We start from the raw sequence: 18,177 nt of genomic DNA, 5'->3' as shown, positions 1-18,177 counted from the left end.
ATTTATACTTGAGTATCGTCTTCTGTATTTCTATAATAAATTTTATTATCTAACCATTCCTGTACAGCTAAAGCATGTGGTTTAGGAAGTTTTTCATAAAATTTAGAAACCTCAATTTGCTCTTTATTCTCGAATATTTCTTCTAGACTATCATTAAAGGTAGCAAATTCTTCAAGCTTTTCAATTAATTCTTTTTTAATTTCAGAATTTATTTGTTCTGCTCTTCTAGATATAATTGAAATAGCTTCATAGATATTTTCTGTTTCAGAATCTACTTTATTTCTATTATAAGTAATAGTATTTACAGGAGCTTTGATTTTTTTTAAATCCATTTTGTTGTTTTTAGCTTTTAGTACTATATTTTTCTAATTCTTTAATTACTTCCTCTAACATCTTGTCTGCATCTTCCATTCGTTTAGATTCATTATAACTCTTTTTATAATTTTTATGATGCAGCTTTACATCTTCTAAACGTTCTTCTCTTTTAGTTTCAACACTATTTATAGCCATTTTATAAGCAGAATCCAATTTAAGAAAATACGCTTCTTCTCTAAATTCCGATCCAGGAAAATCTAATATAAAATTATCAAATGCTTTTATTGATGCATTATAATCTCCATTATATCCAGCTATTTTATTATACTGCTTTGCAATTTCAAAAGCTTTCTTTTCTAATTTATAATCTAATTCTCTAACCAAACTATTAGCTTCTGCTAAGAATTCAGAATCTGGATACAAATTAATAAATCCTTGCAACTTCTCTATTGCATCTTTTGTTTCTGTTTGATCCTTAGAATAAACTGGAGAAAGTAAATAAGCACTTTTTCCACTTAAAAATGCAGCTTCTTCCACTTTTTCACTTTGAGGATATGCTGAAGCAAATCTTTCAAACTGGTAACTAGCTAAGTAATAGTCTTTCATTTCGAAATAGGTCTTAGCATATAAATACATTAGCTTTTCAGCTTGAGGTTTTCCTCTATAGTTAGGTACTATTTGAGCAAAAAGCTTATTTGCCTTCTCATATTTACCTTTATCATATAATTCTTCACCTACTCTAAATTTCTCTCCAACATCAGGCTTTTTTAAAGCTTTATGATATGGACTACAAGAACTTAAAACAGTGAAAGTTATAAATAAATAAAAAAGATTCTTCATAATTTTTAAACAGAATGCAAAATTAAGCTATTAATATGGATTTTAAAAATATTTTATTCTGCTAAAATAATTGCTTAAAGGTGCATTATACAAGGATTAAGTATAATTTAACTTTTTTACAAATTTTTAATGATTTTAGTAATCCTATCTTTTAGAGAATTTGAAGCAACTACTAATGGAAGTCTTACATTATTGTTTGTAATATTTAATTGCTCTAATACTGCTTTAATTCCTGCAGGATTATTTTCAGCAAAAATTAAACTTATGATGTCTAAAAAAGCATAATGCAATTTAAATGCATCTGTAGAATTTCCTTCTAAACCTAAATGTATCATTTTAGAAAATTGTTCTGGAAAAGCCTGTCCAATAACAGATATTACTCCAGCTCCACCAGCTAGTGTTACTGGCAATGCTAAATCGTCGTCTCCAGAAATAATTAAAAAATCTTTAGGCTTGTTTTTTATTAATTGAAAGTATTGCGACATATTTCCTGCTGCTTCTTTTATAGCTACAATATTTTCGAATTCTGAAGCCAATCTAATTACTGTTTCCGGTAACATGTTTGAAGAGGTTCTGCCAGGAACATTATATAAAATAATAGAAACTGGTGATGCTAAAGAAATGGCTTTAAAATGTTGATAAATACCATCTTGGGTTGGTTTACTATAAGCTGGAGAAACTGATAAGATAGCAGAAATATGATTAAATTCTGTAGCATTAATTTCTTCAATTACATCTGCAGTATTGTTACCTCCTATTCCTAAAACCAAAGGAACACGATTGTTATTAGCTTTGACAATAGTGGCAATTATATCTTTTTTTTCTTGTTTTGTTACCGTAACACTTTCTCCTGTTGTTCCACTTATTACTATATAATCTGTTCCATTTTCAATATTATAATTTACAAGTTTAGTTAATGCTTCATGATCGACACTTAAATCTTTTTTAAAAGGTGTTACAATAGCAATTCCAAGTCCAGTTAATTTGTTCTTCATTTTTTAAATTTTATTTAATACTGTTACGTATTTTAAAAGTTCTGTTTTAAAAGCCTGAATATTTTTAAATTCTGTTTTAATAATTAAATCGTTAAATCGTTTATCTTCTTGAAAAATTCCTACTTTAAATTTAGCCTTAGATGCAGCTGTTAAATACTTAAGCTCAAGGACATCTTCAGAATAATAACTAATTAATATATCAAATTCTTTGTCTAAAAAAGATTGTAATTCTATATTATTAATTTTTCCATTCCAAGTAAAATCTTTCGGATTAAAACACACATTCCACGAATAAGTTACTTCTTTTTTAGATGTTGTAAACGCAATAATTTTTAATTTATTTGGTCTTACATTTAAAATTTCTGCAATGGTTTTTAATGTTTCAAAATCGTTTGTCTCATCTGCATTTAATATAATTCCCAAACTTTCAATTTTATTATTGCTAGAATAAACTTCTCTGCTATTTAAAATTAAATTTAAATTCTTTTTAATAGATTTTTCTTTTAAACCCTTTAAAATCATTATATCTTTATGCTTTCAACAAAGGTAATAAAAGTACTCACAAAAAATTATTAAAACTTAGATGTTTCAACATGAATTATAAGTCAATATTTTCCTTTCTTCTTATTGTTTTATTAATTAGCTGTAAACAAGAACCTCAGCAACTTATGCGTATTGAAGGAAAACAGATTTCTATATCAGATAGCCTGAAAACAAATTTAGAAATTGAATCTTTTATTAAACCATATAGAGAACATGTTAATAAAGAATTAGATAGTGTTTTAGCTTATGCGGTTGATACCTATTCCAAAAGTGATGGCGAATTAAATACTGCCATTGGAAATCTATTTGCTGATGTAATTTTCGAACAATCCAACCCTGTTTTTAAACAAAGAACAGGAAAAGATATTGATATGGTTATAGTTAACCATGGAGGAATTCGATCTATAATTTCTAAAGGAAATGTTACTACCAGAACTGCATACGTGATTATGCCTTTTGAAAACAGTGTTGTTGTTGTTGCGCTTAAAGGAAGTAGTATTAATAAATTAATTGACTATTTACTTGAAGATAAAAGAGCTCATCCAATTTCAAAATTAAAAATAGTTGTTGATGAAGATTTCAATCTTAAAAAAGCAAGCATCAACAACAAACCTATAGATACAACAAAAACATATTATGTTGCCACAAACGATTATCTATATAGTGGAGGAGATTCTATGACCTTTTTTCAACCAAACGACAGTTTATATATTTTAAACTATAAAATTCGAAGTGCCTTTTTAGATTATTTTGCTAAAGTTGACACTATAAACCCTGTTATAGATGACAGATTTATAAAATTAAAAAAATAGATTTATGAAACGAAGAGATTTTATTCAACAGACTACTGCTGCTACAGCTCTAGTTACTATAGGTGGATTAACCTTGCAAAGTTTTAAATTATCATCTAAAACAGCTAAAATTACTATTTTACATACTAATGATGTCCATAGCCATATAGATCCTTTTGGACCAGATGATGGCAGAAACCCAAATAAAGGTGGTGTTGCAAGAAGAGCTAGTTTAGTTCAAGCTATTAGAAATGAAAACCCTAACACGTTACTTTTAGATGCTGGAGATATTTTTCAAGGAACACCATATTTTAACTATTATGGAGGTGAACTTGAATTTAAATTGATGAGTAAGTTAAAATATGATGCAGCTACTATAGGAAATCATGATTTCGATAATGGCATTGATGGACTATATGCACAACTTCCACATGCTGAATTTGCTTTTTTATCTGCTAATTACGATTTTTCAAATACCATAATGGATACGCATGTTAAGCCATATAAAATATTTAATAAAAGTGGTATTAAAATAGGCGTTTTTGGTTTAGGTATTTTGCTAGATGGTTTAGTATTAAAAGATTTATACAAAGAAACTGTTTATTTAGATCCTACAGAAAGAGCTCAAGATATGAGTCGTATTTTAAAAGAAGACGAACAATGCGATTTAGTAATTTGCTTGTCGCATTTAGGTTATCATTATTCAGATTATCCAGAAAGACCAAGTGATTTAAAGTTGGCTGCTAGTACTAAAGATATAGATTTAATAATAGGTGGACACACACATACTTTTTTGCCAAAACCAACTGTTGTTAAAAATAGTTTAGGAGACAATATGTTAGTAAATCAAGTTGGGTGTTATGGTATTAATTTAGGAAGAATAGATTTCTATTTCGATTCTGATAATAACAAAACTGCAAACGGAAAATCTATAATTGTCTAGTTAGAGTTAAGGAAGGTTCTGAAGACATTCTTTCTTCAACAATTTGTCTTTTTCTTATTCTATTTTCACCAATTATATAATTGAATAAGAAAAATAAACCAACCACATGTAAAACGCGATCTAACAATACAAAACTCCAGTTATAGATGTAATAATTGCTTATATAATGCAAGACATCTGAAAAAACAAAACATAAAGCCATTAATAAGAATATTATAGATTGTTTAGTGTCTGAATTTAGATATACAACAAACGATAAAAACGTTAAAGCAATTAAAGACACACTTTTTGCTGCAAACAAATTAACTTCAATAGGGTCTGAAATTTGTAATTTTAAGATTGAAAATAATTCATAAATAAAATATGAATTTATGCTAATAACAATTAGTAAATAAAGCCCAATTACCATATCAAGTCTAATGCGTTTAAACTTCGAAAAAGTGTAAAATATAAGCGTTAAATAGCCTAAGAAATATATAAAACTCGAAAATTTAATAATTAAATTACTTGATGAAAATACAGAAGAAAAATCACCAACAAAAGAAAACACCAAAAACAAAACAAAAACAAAACTAAAGAATCTGTTTTTTATAAAATAGTACATAATAAACACAGGTACAAAAAGAGGTTTTGTAATTTGAAGTAATAATCCACTCTCGCTAATAGTAGCAAGAACATTAATTAAGATAAGTAAACACAGAATACACAAAAATATCCTGTTATAACTAATTTTTAGCCATTCTTTCACAGTAGTAATTCATAAGTAGGTTGAAACAAATATAATTAATTTCAACGATAATAAACTACCGTTCATCGAAAAGTATGTTAAAATTTATTTGAAAGGAAGTGGGGAAAAAAAACGAAAATAATAACCTACTAGACAACTGCTTTAAATCCTTCTCCCATTTTAACTCTTGAATGGTAATAGAAAAAGCAGAAAGCTAACACAAAAAGTATAGTTGAAATAAAATTTAATAATTCCTTATCGGTTATATAGAAATAAGCAATTTGTATAACCTCAGAAAACACGATACTTAAAGAACCTAGAAAAAGTGCTAAAGACTTTTTATCATCATTATAAAAATAGGCTATTAATGAAAAAGTAAGCAATAACAACATGACTATGTTATATGTTAACTCAATTACAATCATAAATGAATTAAACATAAAAGGATTCACAATAGTAATTAATACATAAACCATATAAACATTTAATAAGGTTAGAACTACTAAATGTGCTTTATAATTTTTTAATACCAATTTAAAATTAAGACTATTACAAACTTCAATTAACAACAATATATAAGCAAATATATAAAGTAAGTTACCAATCATATAATATAAATCAAATGCCCTGTCAGTTTGTATGTAAAATTCAGCAAATACCATTAATTCAGAAATTGAAAATAAAAGCAGAAACCAAGTAAAAAAAGGAGATTTGTTTTTTTCATTAATAAAATATAATAAAGTAAACAAAGGCACAATAAAAGACTTGGAAATACTAGATATAAAATACTCTTCTTGAAACTCAAAAAGAGCAAAAGAAAAACAAAGTAGGATAATTGTAACTATTAATATATTCGATTTGGATAAAATCATATAGCTTACATTTGAAAGCAAATATACACAAATATTTCATTTAAACGATAAAAACATACACTTTAACGATGCAACATGATTATTTGAATTAATTCTAAATAATAATCTTTCTTCTTATAATTAAAAAATCTTGAACTTTAAATAAAACATAAAATAGATTATTCCTTATTTGCTAAGCTATTCGAGTTATTAGCTTTAGGTTTTAGTGTAGATTGATAATAGAATAAAATAAAAGCGCAAATATTAAGTAATGTAGAAACAAAACCTAAAGCAAGCATTTGTTCTGATAAATAATAATAACCTATAAGCAATAACTCTGAAAAAGTTATAGCTAAACAACCACAAAACATTAGAAGTGATTTTGTGTCTTCATGTAATAAATAATTTAAAAAGGACATACTAAGTAAAGACAGCAAAACAAAATTATAAAGATGCTCAATAATCCTTACCAGACTAAGATGATTAGTCTCAAAATCTATAGGATTAATTATAGTTGCCATTACGAAAATGATATATAGGTTTAATAATAGCAAAACAATAAAATGTGCTGGAAATCTTTTTAGTATGGTTTTTAAATTTATAGTCTTTAAAACTTCTAACAATAAAAAAATATAAGATAAAATATAAAGACAATTACATGTAAAATATATAATCTCATAAAGTCTATCTTGATCAATAATATTAATTAAATCAGAAACTGAATAGGTAACGAGAAATAATGCGAATAATAAAGACTTGTCTTTAATTCTAATTAAATAAGTAATAGTTAGAAGTGGTACAATTAATAATTCTAAAACTTCATAAATATTAGAGTTAACAATTTCTAAGATAAAAGTTGAAATTACAAGTTGAATCATAACATAATATGAGCTCAAATTTAAATTTAATTATAATAAGCTCATTTTGTTACAAATATATTCTAAAAGTTGAAATTAATCGATAAAAAATACAGTTTAGCGATAATTTATAAACAATTAATTGGTCAATGGATCATGCTTAAAAACTCTTGTTCTGAAATTATAGCGACATTAAGTTTTTCTGCTTTTTCCATTTTACTTGGACCCATTTTATCTCCAGCAACAATATAACTAGTTTTACTAGATATAGACGAAGATACTTTACCTCCATTATCTTCAATTAATTTCTTTAATTCATCTCTAGAAACTTCATGGAATACGCCAGAAACAACGAAAATATTGCCTTCTAATTTATTGGTTTGTTTTGCTAGTTTTTCAGCTGAAATTTCTAGCTGAACACCAAAATCCCTCAATCTGTTTATAATCTTAGTATTAGTTTCCGAATTAAAAAATTCTAAAACACTTTCAGCTATCTTAACACCAATTTCATCTACATTAATTAATTCCTCTTGTGATGCTTCTGAAATTGCATCAATACTTTTATAATGTTTTGCTAGTTTCTTTGCAACTGTTTCTCCCACATATCTTATACCTAGAGCGTATAATACTCTTTCAAATGGAATTTGTTTAGATTGTTCAATGCCGTTAATTAAATTATCAGCACTTTTCTCAGCCATTCTCTCTAAAGGAATTACTTGCGCTTTTGTTAATTCATATAAATCAGAATAGTTATTTATTAACCCTTCATTTACAAGCAAAGTAACTGTTTCTCCTCCCAACCCTTCAATATCCATAGCTTTTCTGGATATAAAATGCTGAATCCGACCAACAACCTGTGGTTTACAACCATTATAATTCGGGCAATAATGCTGTGCTTCTCCTTCTGTTCTAATTAATTCTGTTTCACATTCGGGACAATGCGTTATATATTGAGTTGGTTTAGAATCTAATGGTCTTTTACTTAAATCGACTGCAATAATTTTAGGAATTATTTCTCCTCCTTTTTCAACAAATACTTCGTCTCCAACACGTATATCCAGTTTCTCTATTTGATCTGCATTGTGTAAAGAGGCTCTTTTTACAGTAGTTCCTGCCAACTCCACAGGCTCCAGATTGGCTACTGGAGTAATGGCTCCTGTTCTGCCTACTTGATAAGTAATTTCATTTAAACGAGTAGAAACTTGTTCAGCTTTAAACTTATAAGCAATAGCCCAACGTGGTGCTTTAGCAGTATAACCTAATTCTTCTTGTTGTTGTAAATTATTCACTTTAATAACCACTCCATCGGTTTCATAAGGTAAATTGTGTCTATGTTCATCCCAGTAATTTATAAATTCTAGAACCTCATCTATAGAGTTTACAAGTTTTGCAGCTTTTGGCACTTTAAATCCCCAGGAACGTGCTTTTTCTAAACTATCAAATTGTGTTTTTATTTCTAAATTATTTCCAACAATACTATATAACAAACAATCTAATGGTCGTTTTGCAACTTCTCTACTATCTTGTAATTTTAAACTCCCTGAAGCAGTGTTTCTTGGGTTTCGATAAGGCTCTTCTCCAATTTCTATTCGCTCTTCATTCATCTTATTAAAACCATCCCAGGGCAAAACAATTTCACCTCGAATCTCAAATTTCTCTGGATAATCTCCATGTAATTGTAACGGAACAGATTTAATAGTTTTTACATTAGCAGTTACATCGTCTCCTCGAAAACCATCTCCTCTGGTAACTGCTTTCATAAGACTTCCGTTTTCATAAGTTAAACTTATAGAAGCGCCATCGTATTTTAGCTCGCAAGTAAATTTCAATTCACCATCAACTAGTTTTTTAATTCTAGTTTCCCAATCTAATAAGTCTTCTTTTGAATATGAATTATCCAAAGAATACATACGATGTTCATGAACAAGGGTTTCAAAATTTTTAGTGATTTGTCCTCCAACTCTTTGAGTAGGTGAATTTTCATCAAAAAATTCTGGATGCGCTTGCTCGAATTCAATAAGCATATTTAATTTTGTGTCAAATTCAAAATCGTTAATTACCGGATTATCAAGCACATAATAATTGTAATTATGTTTATTAAGTTCGTCTCTTAACTGTAAAATTTGTTCTTTAATAGTCATTTAATTAAAAATTCTTTAAGCCTTGTAACATCCTATTGTTTCCAAAAATATCTGTTTTTAACTCTATATTTGTAAAACCTTTTTCTTGTAATAGTTGTTTGGTTTCTGTGCCAAGATATTGATTAATTTCAAAAAATAGCATACCCTTCGTTTTCAAATTATTAACAGCAAAATCTGATATCCTTTCATAAAATAACAATGGATTATGATCCTCAACAAATAATGCCAAATGTGGTTCATGCTTTAAAACATTATTCTTTATTTCTATTTTCTCTAAGTTTCTCACATAAGGTGGATTAGACACAATGAAGTCAAATTTTTGAAAAGTTGTAAGATGCATAGATAAGCTCTGTATGACATTCTCGATATTTAGAATTGATGCTTCAATAAAAGTTACATCTACCTTACTTAGTTCAGCATTTTGTCTAGCTACTTTTAAAGCTTCTTCGCTTACATCTAATGCAAAAACATTTGCCTTAGGTAAATTTTTAGCTAATGAAACAGCAATACAACCTGTTCCAGTTCCAATGTCTAAAATCGATATAGTTTTTGAATTTAGATTTTGATTTTTGACGTTTTGAAGAACGAGAGAAACGAGTTCTTCTGTTTCAGGTCTTGGAATTAACGTGTGTTCATTCACTTTAAATGGCAATCCAAAAAACTCAGTTTCACCAATAATATATTGAACAGGTTCTTCCAATTTCAATCTACTCAGTGCTTCAAAAAGTGGTTGTTCTTGGTCTTTTGAAATTGTTAAATCTGGTTCTAGAACTAAGGCTATTCTATTTAATTTTAAATAATGAGAAATTAAAATATTAAAAAAACTAGTCACTTCATTAGCTCCAAAAATGGAATCTAACTCTTTATGAAAAATATCCTTAATATCTTTTAACCTCATAATTCTTTAATCATCCAAACATTACAAGAATAATGACCAGTGTTTCCCATAGGTTTATCTAAAGATTCAAATCCAACTTTAGCGTACAATTTTTTAGCATCAACCATATATGGCATGGTTTCTAAATAACATTTTTCAAAACCAAAATTTTTTGCTCTTTTAAGACAGGTTTCCATCATTCTTTTACCTAAACCCACTCCTCTAGCTTCTGGTAAAAAATACATTTTTTGAAGCTCACATACATTGCCTTCATAGTTATCTAATGGAGCTATTCCTGCTCCTCCTATTATTTTACCATCATTATCAATTACAAAATAAACTGACTTTTTTCCATTATAAGTTTCAGCCATTTTATCTAATGAAACATCTGCATAGGCAGTACCAACTTTGGGCACGCCAAATTCAATTAAAACATCACGAATTACTTTTGCAATTTGGATATTGTCTTCTGATATTATTTCTCTAATTACAATATTATTATTGCTCACTTTATTATCTTATTTTTACGCCTGTGAAGATACATGAAAAATACATAAAACGTTGTATAGAAATCGCCAAAAATGGACTAGGAACTACAGCTCCAAACCCTATGGTTGGCTGTGTTATTGTACATAATAACAAAATTATAGGGGAAGGCTTTACAAGTCCTTATGGTGGGAATCATGCTGAAGTAAATGCAATTGAATCTGTTACAATTAAATCTTTACTTAACGAGGCTACTCTTTATGTTACATTAGAACCATGTAGCCATTTTGGAAAAACTCCACCATGCAGTGATTTAATTATTAAACACCATATTCCTCAAGTGATAATTGGAACCACAGACACACATAGTAAAGTGTCTGGAGAAGGTATCAAGAAACTTAAAAATTCAGGTTGCAACGTTATTGTTGGTGTTTTAGAAGATGAATGTAAGAAGCATCATAACCGTTTTTTTACTTTTCACAATAAAAAAAGACCGTATATTATTTTAAAATGGGCAGAAACACTAGATGGATTTATTGCTCCAGAAATAAAAATTAAAAAAAAACCTGTTTGGATCTCCAATGAAATATCCAGACAATTAGCCCATAAATGGCGAACAGAAGAACAAGCTATATTGGTTGGAACAAACACAGTCAAGGAAGACAATCCAAGTTTAACTGTTAGAGATTGGACTGGAAAAAATCCAATACGAATTGTTTTAGATAAAACGAAAATGCTTTCTAAAGATTATAACATCTTTAATAATCAAGCTGAAACATTCGTTATTTCAGAAAAAGAGATAGATGTCTCTAATAATGTGGCTTTCCAAATTTGCAAATTACTCCATAATAAAGACATTCAATCTGTAATTATAGAAGGAGGCTCTAAAACGCTTCAAACATTTATTGACGAAAATCTTTGGGATGAAGCAAGAGTCTTTACAGGAGATACAGAATTTAAAAAGGGCATTAAAGCACCTCTTTTTAAAGGAAAACTAATTCAAGAGTCTAATATGTTAGAAGATTCTTTAAAAATTTACTTGAATGATTAAAACTCTAATATTCGATTTTGGAGATGTCTTTATTAACTTAGACAAAAAAGGCGCAATGAAACATGCTCTTGATATATTTAAATTAGATGTTTTTTCTGAAGAAATGATTGCGTTTAACGCTTTTTACGAACAAGGCTTGATTTCAACTGAAGAGTTTTTAGATTTTTATTTAGAAAATTTTCCCTATTTAGATGTAGATGAAATACTCTATGCTTGGAATTATATTATAAAAGATTTTCCAGAATATCGTTTAGAATTTATAAAAAAACTAGCATCAGAAAAAAAATATCAGCTTATTTTATTAAGCAACACCAATTCGCTTCATATAAATTTGATTAAAGAGAGAGTTACTTTTTATGATGAATTTAAATGCTGCTTTCATAAGTTTTACTTGTCTCATGAAATCCAATTACGAAAACCAGAAGCAAGTATTTATAACTTCGTTTTAAAGGAAAACAATCTAAAACCAGAAGACTGTTTATTTATTGACGACACTATTGAAAATACCGAAGCTGCAAAAAAACTTGGAATCAATGTTTGGAATATTGATGAAACCACTCAAGATATTGTAGATTTATTCACTATTAAAGAAGAGCTCTTTTGATATATCTATTATTAAGCATCCTAGCTTCTACATTTATTTTTTTAATCTTTAAACTATTTGACAGATTTAAAGTCAATACGCTTCAAGCTATTGTGTTTAATTATATTGTTGCTTGTTTATGCGGAATTGTTACTTATTGCAAACCTATTGACATAACCGAAATAACTCAAGAAAAATGGTTTTTTGGAGCCATTGCTTTGGGTTTTCTATTTATATTCATCTTTAATGTTATGGCCATTACTGCTCAACAAAATGGCATTTCTGTGGCTTCTGTAGCAACAAAAATGAGTGTCATTATTCCTGTGTTTTTTGGGATATATATGTATGGAGAAAGCACTGGAATTCAAAAAATAATTGGAATTTTATTAGCTCTTTTAGCTGTTTATTTTGTATCCATTAAGCCAAATTCAAACATTCATTTAAAGAACAGTATCCTACTTCCTTTTATCTTATTTTTAGGTTCAGGAATTATAGACACATCCATAAAATATCTTGAAACTACTTATGTTTCAGAAAATGGTATTCCCATATTTTCAGCAACTATATTTTGTTTTGCAGCTTGTATTGGGTTGTGTATTCTTCTATATAAAACCTTAAAAAAAGAATTCAAATTCAATCCACAAAGTCTTATTGGTGGAACTGTTTTAGGCATTGTAAATTATGTTTCTATTTATTATATTTTAAAAGCTTTAGATAACGACTCTATTGAAAGCTCTACTATTTTTACAGTCAATAATGTGGCTATAGTTATGTTATCTTCTTTAGTTGGGCTTATTTTATTTAAAGAAAAATTATCTATTAAAAATTGGATAGGTGTTAGTTTTGCAATCATTTCTATACTATTAGTAACTTTATCCTAATGATTAAAGACACATTTAATACAATTTCAAAAGCTTCAAAAGAAGTACTTTATAAAGATAAAAACAGCAAGTTTTTTGGCTATGCAATTCCAGTTTTAAATGAAGATGCTATAAAAGATCATTTAGACGAATTAAAAAAACAACATCATTCAGCTAGACATTGGTGTTATGCCTATCAACTTGGCACAGATAAAAACAACATACAATTTAGAGCAAATGATGATGGAGAACCAAACAATAGTGCTGGAATGCCTATTTATGGGCAAATCCAATCTTTTGAAGTTACCAATATTTTAATTGTTGTTATAAGATATTTTGGAGGAGTAAAACTTGGTGTTGGTGGATTAATAAACGCTTATAAAACATCGGCTCAAATGGCATTAGAAGCTTCTAAGATTGTAACTCGAACTATTAACAAGCAATTTGAAATACGCTTTGATTACAAAAACATGAATAAAGTAATGCGTGTAATTAAAGAAAAGAATTTGAAAGTAATCGATCAGACTTTAGAATTAGATTGTAATATAATAATTTCTGTTAGGTTAAAAGACAGTTTAAACATCTACAATACTTTTAATTCCATCTTTGAAGTTAAAATAAATGAATTAGAAAATTAATTATCTAATTTTTCAAAAATATAATCTGGACATTTTATTGGTCTTTTAGTTTTCATATCAATAAAAGCTAAAACAGTATTTGCTGTCACTAAAATATCTCCAGCTTGATTTGTAATTTCGTAATCAAATTCTATTCTTACTGAAGGTGTTTTTTTTAGTTGTGTTTTCACTTTAATAACCTCATCATAAACAGCTGACTTTTTGAAATTTAAACTCATAGAAATTACAGGCAACATCACACCGTCATCTTCCATTTCTTTATATGAAATTCCTATTTTTCGTAACCATTCTGTCCTACCCATTTCTAAGTATAACGCATAATTACCATGATGAACAACTCTCATTTGGTCTGTTTCACCATATCTCACTCTTATTGGTATTTCATCGAAAATCATAACGTATTTAGAATTATTTTTTGTAGTTTAGGCAATGCTTTAAACATGCAAAAAAAATTCTTTAAATTCAATAGCATTTGATTTTTTTTTTAAGAATTTTGTTCACATATTTGTCAAGCTATAAAATCATCAAGAGAATTCCATTTCTCTTACAGTAACTAACTAGTAAATTTTAAAATCAATAATGAGTGTAACTGCGCAAACGGTATGGAATAATTGTCTTGACTTCATAAAGGATAACATTCAGCCACAAGCCTACAAAACATGGTTTGAACCCATTTTAGCAGTAAAACTTTCAGAAAATTCTTTAAGCATTCAAGTGCCTAGTAAATTCTTTTATGAATGGCTCGAAGAACACTATGTTAAAATACTTAAAGTTGCTCTTACAAAAGAACTAGGCGAAACTGCCAAACTTGTTTACATTATTAAAATGGAAAACACCTATGGCAACAAACAACCTTTTACTGAGAGAATTCCAAGTTCTAATAGATCAGCTGTAAAAGCTCAGGATGTAGATATTCCTTTAAACAATAAAAGCCCAGAATTACGTAATCCGTTTGTAATTCCAGGTATTAGAAATGTAAAAATTGAATCTCAATTAAATCCTAATTATAATTTTGAAAACTTTTTAGAAGGAGACTCTAACAGATTAGCCAGAAGCGCAGGATTAGCTGTGGCATCAAAACCAGGAGGGACATCATTCAATCCTCTTTTAATTTTTGGTGGTGTTGGATTAGGAAAAACACATTTAGCTCACGCTATTGGCGTGGATATTAAAGATAAATATCCAGAGAAAACAGTTTTATACATTTCAGCTGAAAAGTTTACACAACAATATATAGATTCTGTAAAAAAGAATAACAGAAACGATTTTATACATTTTTATCAAATAATAGATATACTTATTATTGATGATGTTCAGTTCCTTTCAGGAAAAACTGGTACTCAAGATGTATTCTTCCATATTTTCAACCATTTACATCAAAATGGAAAGCAAGTTATTTTAACTAGTGATAAAGCTCCTGTAGACATGCAAGATATTGAGCAACGTTTATTATCTAGATTTAAATGGGGACTATCTGCAGAATTGCAAAGTCCAGATTTTGAAACACGTGTATCTATCTTAAAAAACAAATTATATCGTGATGGCGTTGAAATGCCTGATGATATTGTTGAATATGTAGCCAAGAATATTAAATCTAATATTCGTGAATTAGAAGGCGCTATCATCTCATTAATTGCGCAATCCTCTTTTAACAAAAAAGAAATTACCATTGAGTTAGCGAAACAAGTGGTTGAGAAATTTGTTAAAAATACGAAGCGTGAAGTTTCTATAGATTATATTCAGAAAGTAGTTTCAGATTACTTCCAAATGGATATAGACACTTTACAATCTAAAACTAGAAAACGCCACATCGTTCAAGCTAGACAATTAGCTATGTTTTTTGCTAAAAAGCTAACCAAAGCCTCTTTAGCTAGCATTGGTTCTCAAATAGGAAAAAGAGATCACGCAACTGTATTACATGCATGCAAAACAGTAGACAACTTAACTTCAACAGATAAACAATTTAGAAAATACGTTGAAGATTTATCTAAAAAGCTATCTGTATAAATTTATTTAATTATGACTAAAATACTAATGGTCTGCTTGGGCAACATTTGCCGTTCGCCATTAGCTGAAGGTATACTAAAATCCAAATTACCTTCAGACAGTTTTACTATAGATTCTGCTGGAACAGGAGACTATCATATTGGAAGTTCACCAGATAATCGTTCTATTAAAGTTGCCAAAAAATATGGCTTAGATATTTCAAATCAAAGAGGCAGACAATTCTCTAATACTGATTTTGAAACATTTGATGTTATCTATGTCATGGACAGCTCTAACTATGAAAATGTTATACGTTTAGCCAGAAACGAAAAGGACATTGAAAAAGTTAAAATGATTCTTAATGAAATATACCCTGATCAGGATTATGATGTACCAGACCCTTATACTAGTGGCATTCAGGGCTTTGAAAGCACTTATAAAATGTTAGATGAAGCTTGCACTGAAATTGCAAAAAAACTACTTAATTAATTGAAATTCATAAATTTAGTATTCTACTTGTTTTTTTGTAATTTGTACTAAAATTCATCAAAACAATCAAAATGAAAAAAATTACTAATTTCTTGTTCCTTTTTTTACTGCCTTATTTTCTATTTTCACAAGATATAGAATTAGAAATGTTTGCTTCTGGCTTTACAAATCCAGTAAGCATAAAACATGCTGGAGATAGTAGACTTTTTGTTGTAGAAAGAGGAGGAATTATTAAAATTGTAAATTCTGATGGCACTACCGAAGCAACACCCTTTATTAATATTGATCCAAGAGTTTTAAGTAGTGGTGAACGTGGCTTACTTGGACTAGCATTCCACCCTCAATATAACTCAAATGGTTTTTTCTTTGTTAACTATATAAATAATAGTGGAAATACGGTTGTTTCTAGATTTATTACAAATCCACCAGATTCTAACGTAGCAGATGATAGTACTGAAGAAATTTTACTTACTATAACACAACCTTATTCCAATCATAATGGCGGAGATTTAGCATTTGGCAACGATGGCTATCTATATATAGGTCTTGGTGATGGAGGCTCTGGTGGTGACCCTGGAGATCGAGCTCAAGATTTAACAACTTTACTAGGAAAAATGCTTCGAATAAATGTAGATAATTCTGATGGTGGGAATAATTATGCTATTCCTGCAGACAACCCTTATCCTAATACTGAAGAACCTAATGCTTTACCAGAAATATGGGCTTCCGGTTTAAGAAATCCTTGGCGATTTTCGTTTGACAGACAAACACAAGACCTTTGGATTGGCGATGTTGGCCAAGGTCAAATAGAAGAAATTGATATGGTAACGTCAGATCAAGCAGGTGTTAATTATGGCTGGAGATGTTACGAAGGAAATCAAGTTTACAACACTTCTGGCGACTGTCCTGCTAATACTAACGATTTAACTTTTCCAATTGCCTTTTACACACATTCTTCTAGTGGTAATTTTAAATGTTCAATTACTGGTGGTTACAGGTATAGAGGAACAGCTCAACCAAACTTAAATGGCTTATACTTTTTTGCAGATTATTGTAGCGATGAAATTGGAATTCTTGAAAACGATGAAGGAACTTGGAATATGACCTTTACAGAACCATATAATGGCAATGGATGGACTGCTTTTGGAGAAGATGTTGAAGGTGAAATCTATGTCGCTGGAATAGATTCTGGAGATATTTTTAAAATTAATGAGCCTAATTTAAGTGTTGATGAAAATACGTTGTTTGATGTTAAAATTTTCCCGAATCCAGCAACAAATCAATTTACGATTCAATTTACCAATACTAAAATATCGATTGAAACTATCAATATTTACAACTTACAAGGAAAGTTAATTAAATCAATTTCTAAAAACATGGAATCATCTGTGAATGTTTCTATAGAGAATATGGCTAAAGGATTTTATTTAATTGAATTATTATCAGACACTAGTTCTAAAAAAATCAACAAACTCATCATAAATTAATGACTACCCAAATAGGAAAGCTTTATTTAATACCTACCACTCTTGGTGAAACAGAACCTTTAGAGGTGTTACCCATTTCAGTTAAAAAAATTATAGAACAAGTAGATGTCTATATTGTAGAGAATGAAAAAACAGCTAGACGGTTTATAAAAAAAATAAAACCAAGCAAAAAACAGTCTACATTACAAATGTTTCATTTAAATAAATTTACAGATCCAAATGAAATACCTTCATTTTTAGATCCTTGTTTGCTAGGAAAAAATGTAGGCTTACTTTCTGAAGCTGGCTGTCCTGCAATAGCAGATCCTGGAGCAGACGTTGTAAAAGAAGCTCATAAAAAAAACATAAAAGTGGTTCCTTTAGTTGGACCTTCTTCTATTATTATGGCTATAATGAGTTCTGGAATGAATGGCCAAAGTTTTGCTTTTAATGGTTATTTACCAATTGATAAAGCTGAAAAAAGAAAAGAATTAAAACGATTAGAACAATTATCAGTTAACCAAAATCAATCACAAGCATTTATTGAAACACCTTACAGAAACAACAAAATGTTAGAAGACATCTGTGTTTCTTTGAACGATCACACATTGGTCTGTGTTGCTTGCGATATTACTCTTCCAAGTGAGTATATTAAAACACAAACAGTTAATGAATGGAAAAAAAATAGCGTAGACTTTCATAAAAGACCTACGCTATTTATTATTCACAAAGAATAGC

21 protein-coding genes are annotated in these 18,177 nt (G+C 28.9%); 10 read left to right on the top strand and 11 right to left on the bottom strand.

Features of this window, described 5'->3' with window-relative positions; all coding sequences use genetic code 11:
• Positions 1 to 2: 2 nt before the first annotated feature.
• From FVF61_RS04990 to FVF61_RS04975, 4 genes are all read right to left on the bottom strand, one after another.
• The gene (locus FVF61_RS04990) at positions 3 to 332 is read right to left on the bottom strand and encodes a DNA-directed RNA polymerase subunit omega (RefSeq protein WP_148453997.1); all 330 of its coding nucleotides are present in this window, start codon (positions 330 to 332) and stop codon (positions 3 to 5) included.
• A gap of 10 nt (positions 333 to 342) precedes the next feature.
• Positions 343 to 1,155, bottom strand: coding sequence for an outer membrane protein assembly factor BamD (locus tag FVF61_RS04985; protein WP_148453995.1), 813 nt, complete (start codon positions 1,153 to 1,155; stop codon positions 343 to 345).
• Between the two features lie 116 nt (positions 1,156 to 1,271).
• Positions 1,272 to 2,150: a 4-hydroxy-tetrahydrodipicolinate synthase gene (gene dapA / locus FVF61_RS04980; protein WP_148453993.1), complete on the bottom strand. Its 879-nt coding sequence runs from the start codon at positions 2,148 to 2,150 to the stop codon at positions 1,272 to 1,274.
• A 3-nt stretch (positions 2,151 to 2,153) separates the two neighbouring features.
• Positions 2,154 to 2,672, bottom strand: coding sequence for a DUF6913 domain-containing protein (locus tag FVF61_RS04975; protein ID WP_148453991.1), 519 nt, complete (start codon positions 2,670 to 2,672; stop codon positions 2,154 to 2,156).
• A gap of 71 nt (positions 2,673 to 2,743) precedes the next feature.
• Between FVF61_RS04975 and FVF61_RS04970 the strand changes: the two genes are divergently transcribed.
• On the top strand, positions 2,744 to 3,505 hold the full coding sequence (locus FVF61_RS04970) for a 5'-nucleotidase C-terminal domain-containing protein (RefSeq protein ID WP_148453989.1): 762 nt from the start codon (positions 2,744 to 2,746) through the stop codon (positions 3,503 to 3,505).
• Positions 3,506 to 3,509: 4 nt separating this feature from the next.
• Entirely contained in the window at positions 3,510 to 4,427 is a 918-nt protein-coding gene (locus FVF61_RS04965) for a bifunctional metallophosphatase/5'-nucleotidase (protein ID WP_148453987.1), read from the top strand.
• On the opposite strand, the gene FVF61_RS04960 is transcribed toward FVF61_RS04965, so the two are convergent.
• The 6 genes from FVF61_RS04960 to FVF61_RS04935 form a co-directional block, all read right to left on the bottom strand.
• On the bottom strand, positions 4,414 to 5,031 hold the full coding sequence (locus FVF61_RS04960) for a hypothetical protein (RefSeq protein WP_148453986.1): 618 nt from the start codon (positions 5,029 to 5,031) through the stop codon (positions 4,414 to 4,416). The genes FVF61_RS04965 and FVF61_RS04960 overlap by 14 nt on opposite strands.
• A gap of 272 nt (positions 5,032 to 5,303) precedes the next feature.
• A complete protein-coding gene (locus tag FVF61_RS04955; protein ID WP_148453984.1) occupies positions 5,304 to 6,026 on the bottom strand; it encodes a hypothetical protein in 723 nt (240 codons plus the stop codon).
• Between the two features lie 158 nt (positions 6,027 to 6,184).
• Complete coding sequence (locus FVF61_RS04950) at positions 6,185 to 6,883, bottom strand: hypothetical protein (RefSeq protein ID WP_148453982.1); 699 nt, start codon at positions 6,881 to 6,883, stop codon at positions 6,185 to 6,187.
• Between the two features lie 125 nt (positions 6,884 to 7,008).
• Positions 7,009 to 9,003 carry an NAD-dependent DNA ligase LigA gene (gene ligA, locus FVF61_RS04945; protein WP_148453980.1) on the bottom strand — a complete coding sequence of 665 codons (1,995 nt, stop codon included), beginning with the start codon at positions 9,001 to 9,003 and terminating at the stop codon, positions 7,009 to 7,011.
• A 4-nt stretch (positions 9,004 to 9,007) separates the two neighbouring features.
• Positions 9,008 to 9,901 (bottom strand): peptide chain release factor N(5)-glutamine methyltransferase, encoded by an 894-nt coding sequence (gene prmC / locus FVF61_RS04940; protein WP_148453978.1) that lies wholly within the window; start codon positions 9,899 to 9,901, stop codon positions 9,008 to 9,010.
• Positions 9,898 to 10,389, bottom strand: coding sequence for a GNAT family N-acetyltransferase (locus tag FVF61_RS04935; RefSeq protein ID WP_148453976.1), 492 nt, complete (start codon positions 10,387 to 10,389; stop codon positions 9,898 to 9,900). Before FVF61_RS04935 ends, prmC begins: the two co-directional genes overlap by 4 nt.
• 23 nt (positions 10,390 to 10,412) lie before the next feature.
• Between FVF61_RS04935 and ribD the strand changes: the two genes are divergently transcribed.
• The 4 genes from ribD to FVF61_RS04915 are packed head-to-tail and all read left to right on the top strand — an operon-like array spanning position 10,413 to position 13,498.
• A complete protein-coding gene (ribD, locus tag FVF61_RS04930; RefSeq protein WP_148453974.1) occupies positions 10,413 to 11,417 on the top strand; it encodes a bifunctional diaminohydroxyphosphoribosylaminopyrimidine deaminase/5-amino-6-(5-phosphoribosylamino)uracil reductase RibD in 1,005 nt (334 codons plus the stop codon).
• Positions 11,410 to 12,021, top strand: coding sequence for an HAD family hydrolase (locus FVF61_RS04925; RefSeq protein ID WP_148453972.1), 612 nt, complete (start codon positions 11,410 to 11,412; stop codon positions 12,019 to 12,021). The genes ribD and FVF61_RS04925 overlap by 8 nt, the downstream gene beginning before the upstream one ends.
• Positions 12,018 to 12,881: a DMT family transporter gene (locus tag FVF61_RS04920; protein ID WP_148453970.1), complete on the top strand. Its 864-nt coding sequence runs from the start codon at positions 12,018 to 12,020 to the stop codon at positions 12,879 to 12,881. Before FVF61_RS04925 ends, FVF61_RS04920 begins: the two co-directional genes overlap by 4 nt.
• Complete coding sequence (locus tag FVF61_RS04915) at positions 12,881 to 13,498, top strand: IMPACT family protein (RefSeq protein ID WP_148453968.1); 618 nt, start codon at positions 12,881 to 12,883, stop codon at positions 13,496 to 13,498. The genes FVF61_RS04920 and FVF61_RS04915 overlap by 1 nt, the downstream gene beginning before the upstream one ends.
• Here the strand turns inward: FVF61_RS04915 and FVF61_RS04910 are convergent.
• A complete protein-coding gene (locus FVF61_RS04910) occupies positions 13,495 to 13,893 on the bottom strand; it encodes an acyl-CoA thioesterase (RefSeq protein WP_148453966.1) in 399 nt (132 codons plus the stop codon). The genes FVF61_RS04915 and FVF61_RS04910 overlap by 4 nt on opposite strands.
• Before the next feature lie 184 nt (positions 13,894 to 14,077).
• Here FVF61_RS04910 and dnaA point away from each other — a divergent pair, with 184 nt between their 5' ends.
• The 4 genes from dnaA to FVF61_RS04890 all read left to right on the top strand — a co-directional run bounded on the left by dnaA (position 14,078) and on the right by FVF61_RS04890 (position 18,176).
• Entirely contained in the window at positions 14,078 to 15,505 is a 1,428-nt protein-coding gene (dnaA, locus tag FVF61_RS04905) for a chromosomal replication initiator protein DnaA (protein WP_148453964.1), read from the top strand.
• A gap of 12 nt (positions 15,506 to 15,517) precedes the next feature.
• Positions 15,518 to 15,973 (top strand): low molecular weight protein-tyrosine-phosphatase, encoded by a 456-nt coding sequence (locus FVF61_RS04900; protein ID WP_233586699.1) that lies wholly within the window; start codon positions 15,518 to 15,520, stop codon positions 15,971 to 15,973.
• Between the two features lie 71 nt (positions 15,974 to 16,044).
• Entirely contained in the window at positions 16,045 to 17,460 is a 1,416-nt protein-coding gene (locus tag FVF61_RS04895) for a PQQ-dependent sugar dehydrogenase (RefSeq protein ID WP_148453962.1), read from the top strand.
• Complete coding sequence (locus FVF61_RS04890; protein WP_148453960.1) at positions 17,460 to 18,176, top strand: SAM-dependent methyltransferase; 717 nt, start codon at positions 17,460 to 17,462, stop codon at positions 18,174 to 18,176. The genes FVF61_RS04895 and FVF61_RS04890 overlap by 1 nt, the downstream gene beginning before the upstream one ends.
• Position 18,177: the final 1 nt, after the last annotated feature.

It is taken from the genome of Xanthomarina maritima (assembly GCF_008084905.1).
GTDB classification, from domain to species: domain Bacteria; phylum Bacteroidota; class Bacteroidia; order Flavobacteriales; family Flavobacteriaceae; genus Xanthomarina; species Xanthomarina maritima.
The sequence above is the reverse complement of the archived record's forward strand: the minus strand, read 5'-3'. Positions and strand labels throughout refer to the sequence as shown.

What these genes read in the sequence shown, in the direction of transcription:
- FVF61_RS04985 (WP_148453995.1), bottom strand. Translation starts at nt 1,155, where the DNA reads ATGAAGAATCTTTTTTATTTATTTATAACTTTCACTGTTTTAAGTTCT.
- FVF61_RS04990 (WP_148453997.1), bottom strand. Translation starts at nt 332, where the DNA reads ATGGATTTAAAAAAAATCAAAGCTCCTGTAAATACTATTACTTATAAT.
- dnaA (WP_148453964.1), top strand. Translation starts at nt 14,078, where the DNA reads ATGAGTGTAACTGCGCAAACGGTATGGAATAATTGTCTTGACTTCATA.
- FVF61_RS04895 (WP_148453962.1), top strand. Translation starts at nt 16,045, where the DNA reads ATGAAAAAAATTACTAATTTCTTGTTCCTTTTTTTACTGCCTTATTTT.
- FVF61_RS04915 (WP_148453968.1), top strand. Translation starts at nt 12,881, where the DNA reads ATGATTAAAGACACATTTAATACAATTTCAAAAGCTTCAAAAGAAGTA.
- FVF61_RS04925 (WP_148453972.1), top strand. Translation starts at nt 11,410, where the DNA reads ATGATTAAAACTCTAATATTCGATTTTGGAGATGTCTTTATTAACTTA.
- FVF61_RS04890 (WP_148453960.1), top strand. Translation starts at nt 17,460, where the DNA reads ATGACTACCCAAATAGGAAAGCTTTATTTAATACCTACCACTCTTGGT.
- FVF61_RS04975 (WP_148453991.1), bottom strand. Translation starts at nt 2,672, where the DNA reads ATGATTTTAAAGGGTTTAAAAGAAAAATCTATTAAAAAGAATTTAAAT.
- FVF61_RS04955 (WP_148453984.1), bottom strand. Translation starts at nt 6,026, where the DNA reads ATGATTTTATCCAAATCGAATATATTAATAGTTACAATTATCCTACTT.
- FVF61_RS04965 (WP_148453987.1), top strand. Translation starts at nt 3,510, where the DNA reads ATGAAACGAAGAGATTTTATTCAACAGACTACTGCTGCTACAGCTCTA.
- FVF61_RS04950 (WP_148453982.1), bottom strand. Translation starts at nt 6,883, where the DNA reads ATGATTCAACTTGTAATTTCAACTTTTATCTTAGAAATTGTTAACTCT.
- ligA (WP_148453980.1), bottom strand. Translation starts at nt 9,003, where the DNA reads ATGACTATTAAAGAACAAATTTTACAGTTAAGAGACGAACTTAATAAA.
- prmC (WP_148453978.1), bottom strand. Translation starts at nt 9,901, where the DNA reads ATGAGGTTAAAAGATATTAAGGATATTTTTCATAAAGAGTTAGATTCC.
- FVF61_RS04910 (WP_148453966.1), bottom strand. Translation starts at nt 13,893, where the DNA reads ATGATTTTCGATGAAATACCAATAAGAGTGAGATATGGTGAAACAGAC.
- FVF61_RS04970 (WP_148453989.1), top strand. Translation starts at nt 2,744, where the DNA reads ATGAATTATAAGTCAATATTTTCCTTTCTTCTTATTGTTTTATTAATT.
- FVF61_RS04960 (WP_148453986.1), bottom strand. Translation starts at nt 5,031, where the DNA reads ATGTACTATTTTATAAAAAACAGATTCTTTAGTTTTGTTTTTGTTTTG.
- dapA (WP_148453993.1), bottom strand. Translation starts at nt 2,150, where the DNA reads ATGAAGAACAAATTAACTGGACTTGGAATTGCTATTGTAACACCTTTT.
- FVF61_RS04900 (WP_233586699.1), top strand. Translation starts at nt 15,518, where the DNA reads ATGACTAAAATACTAATGGTCTGCTTGGGCAACATTTGCCGTTCGCCA.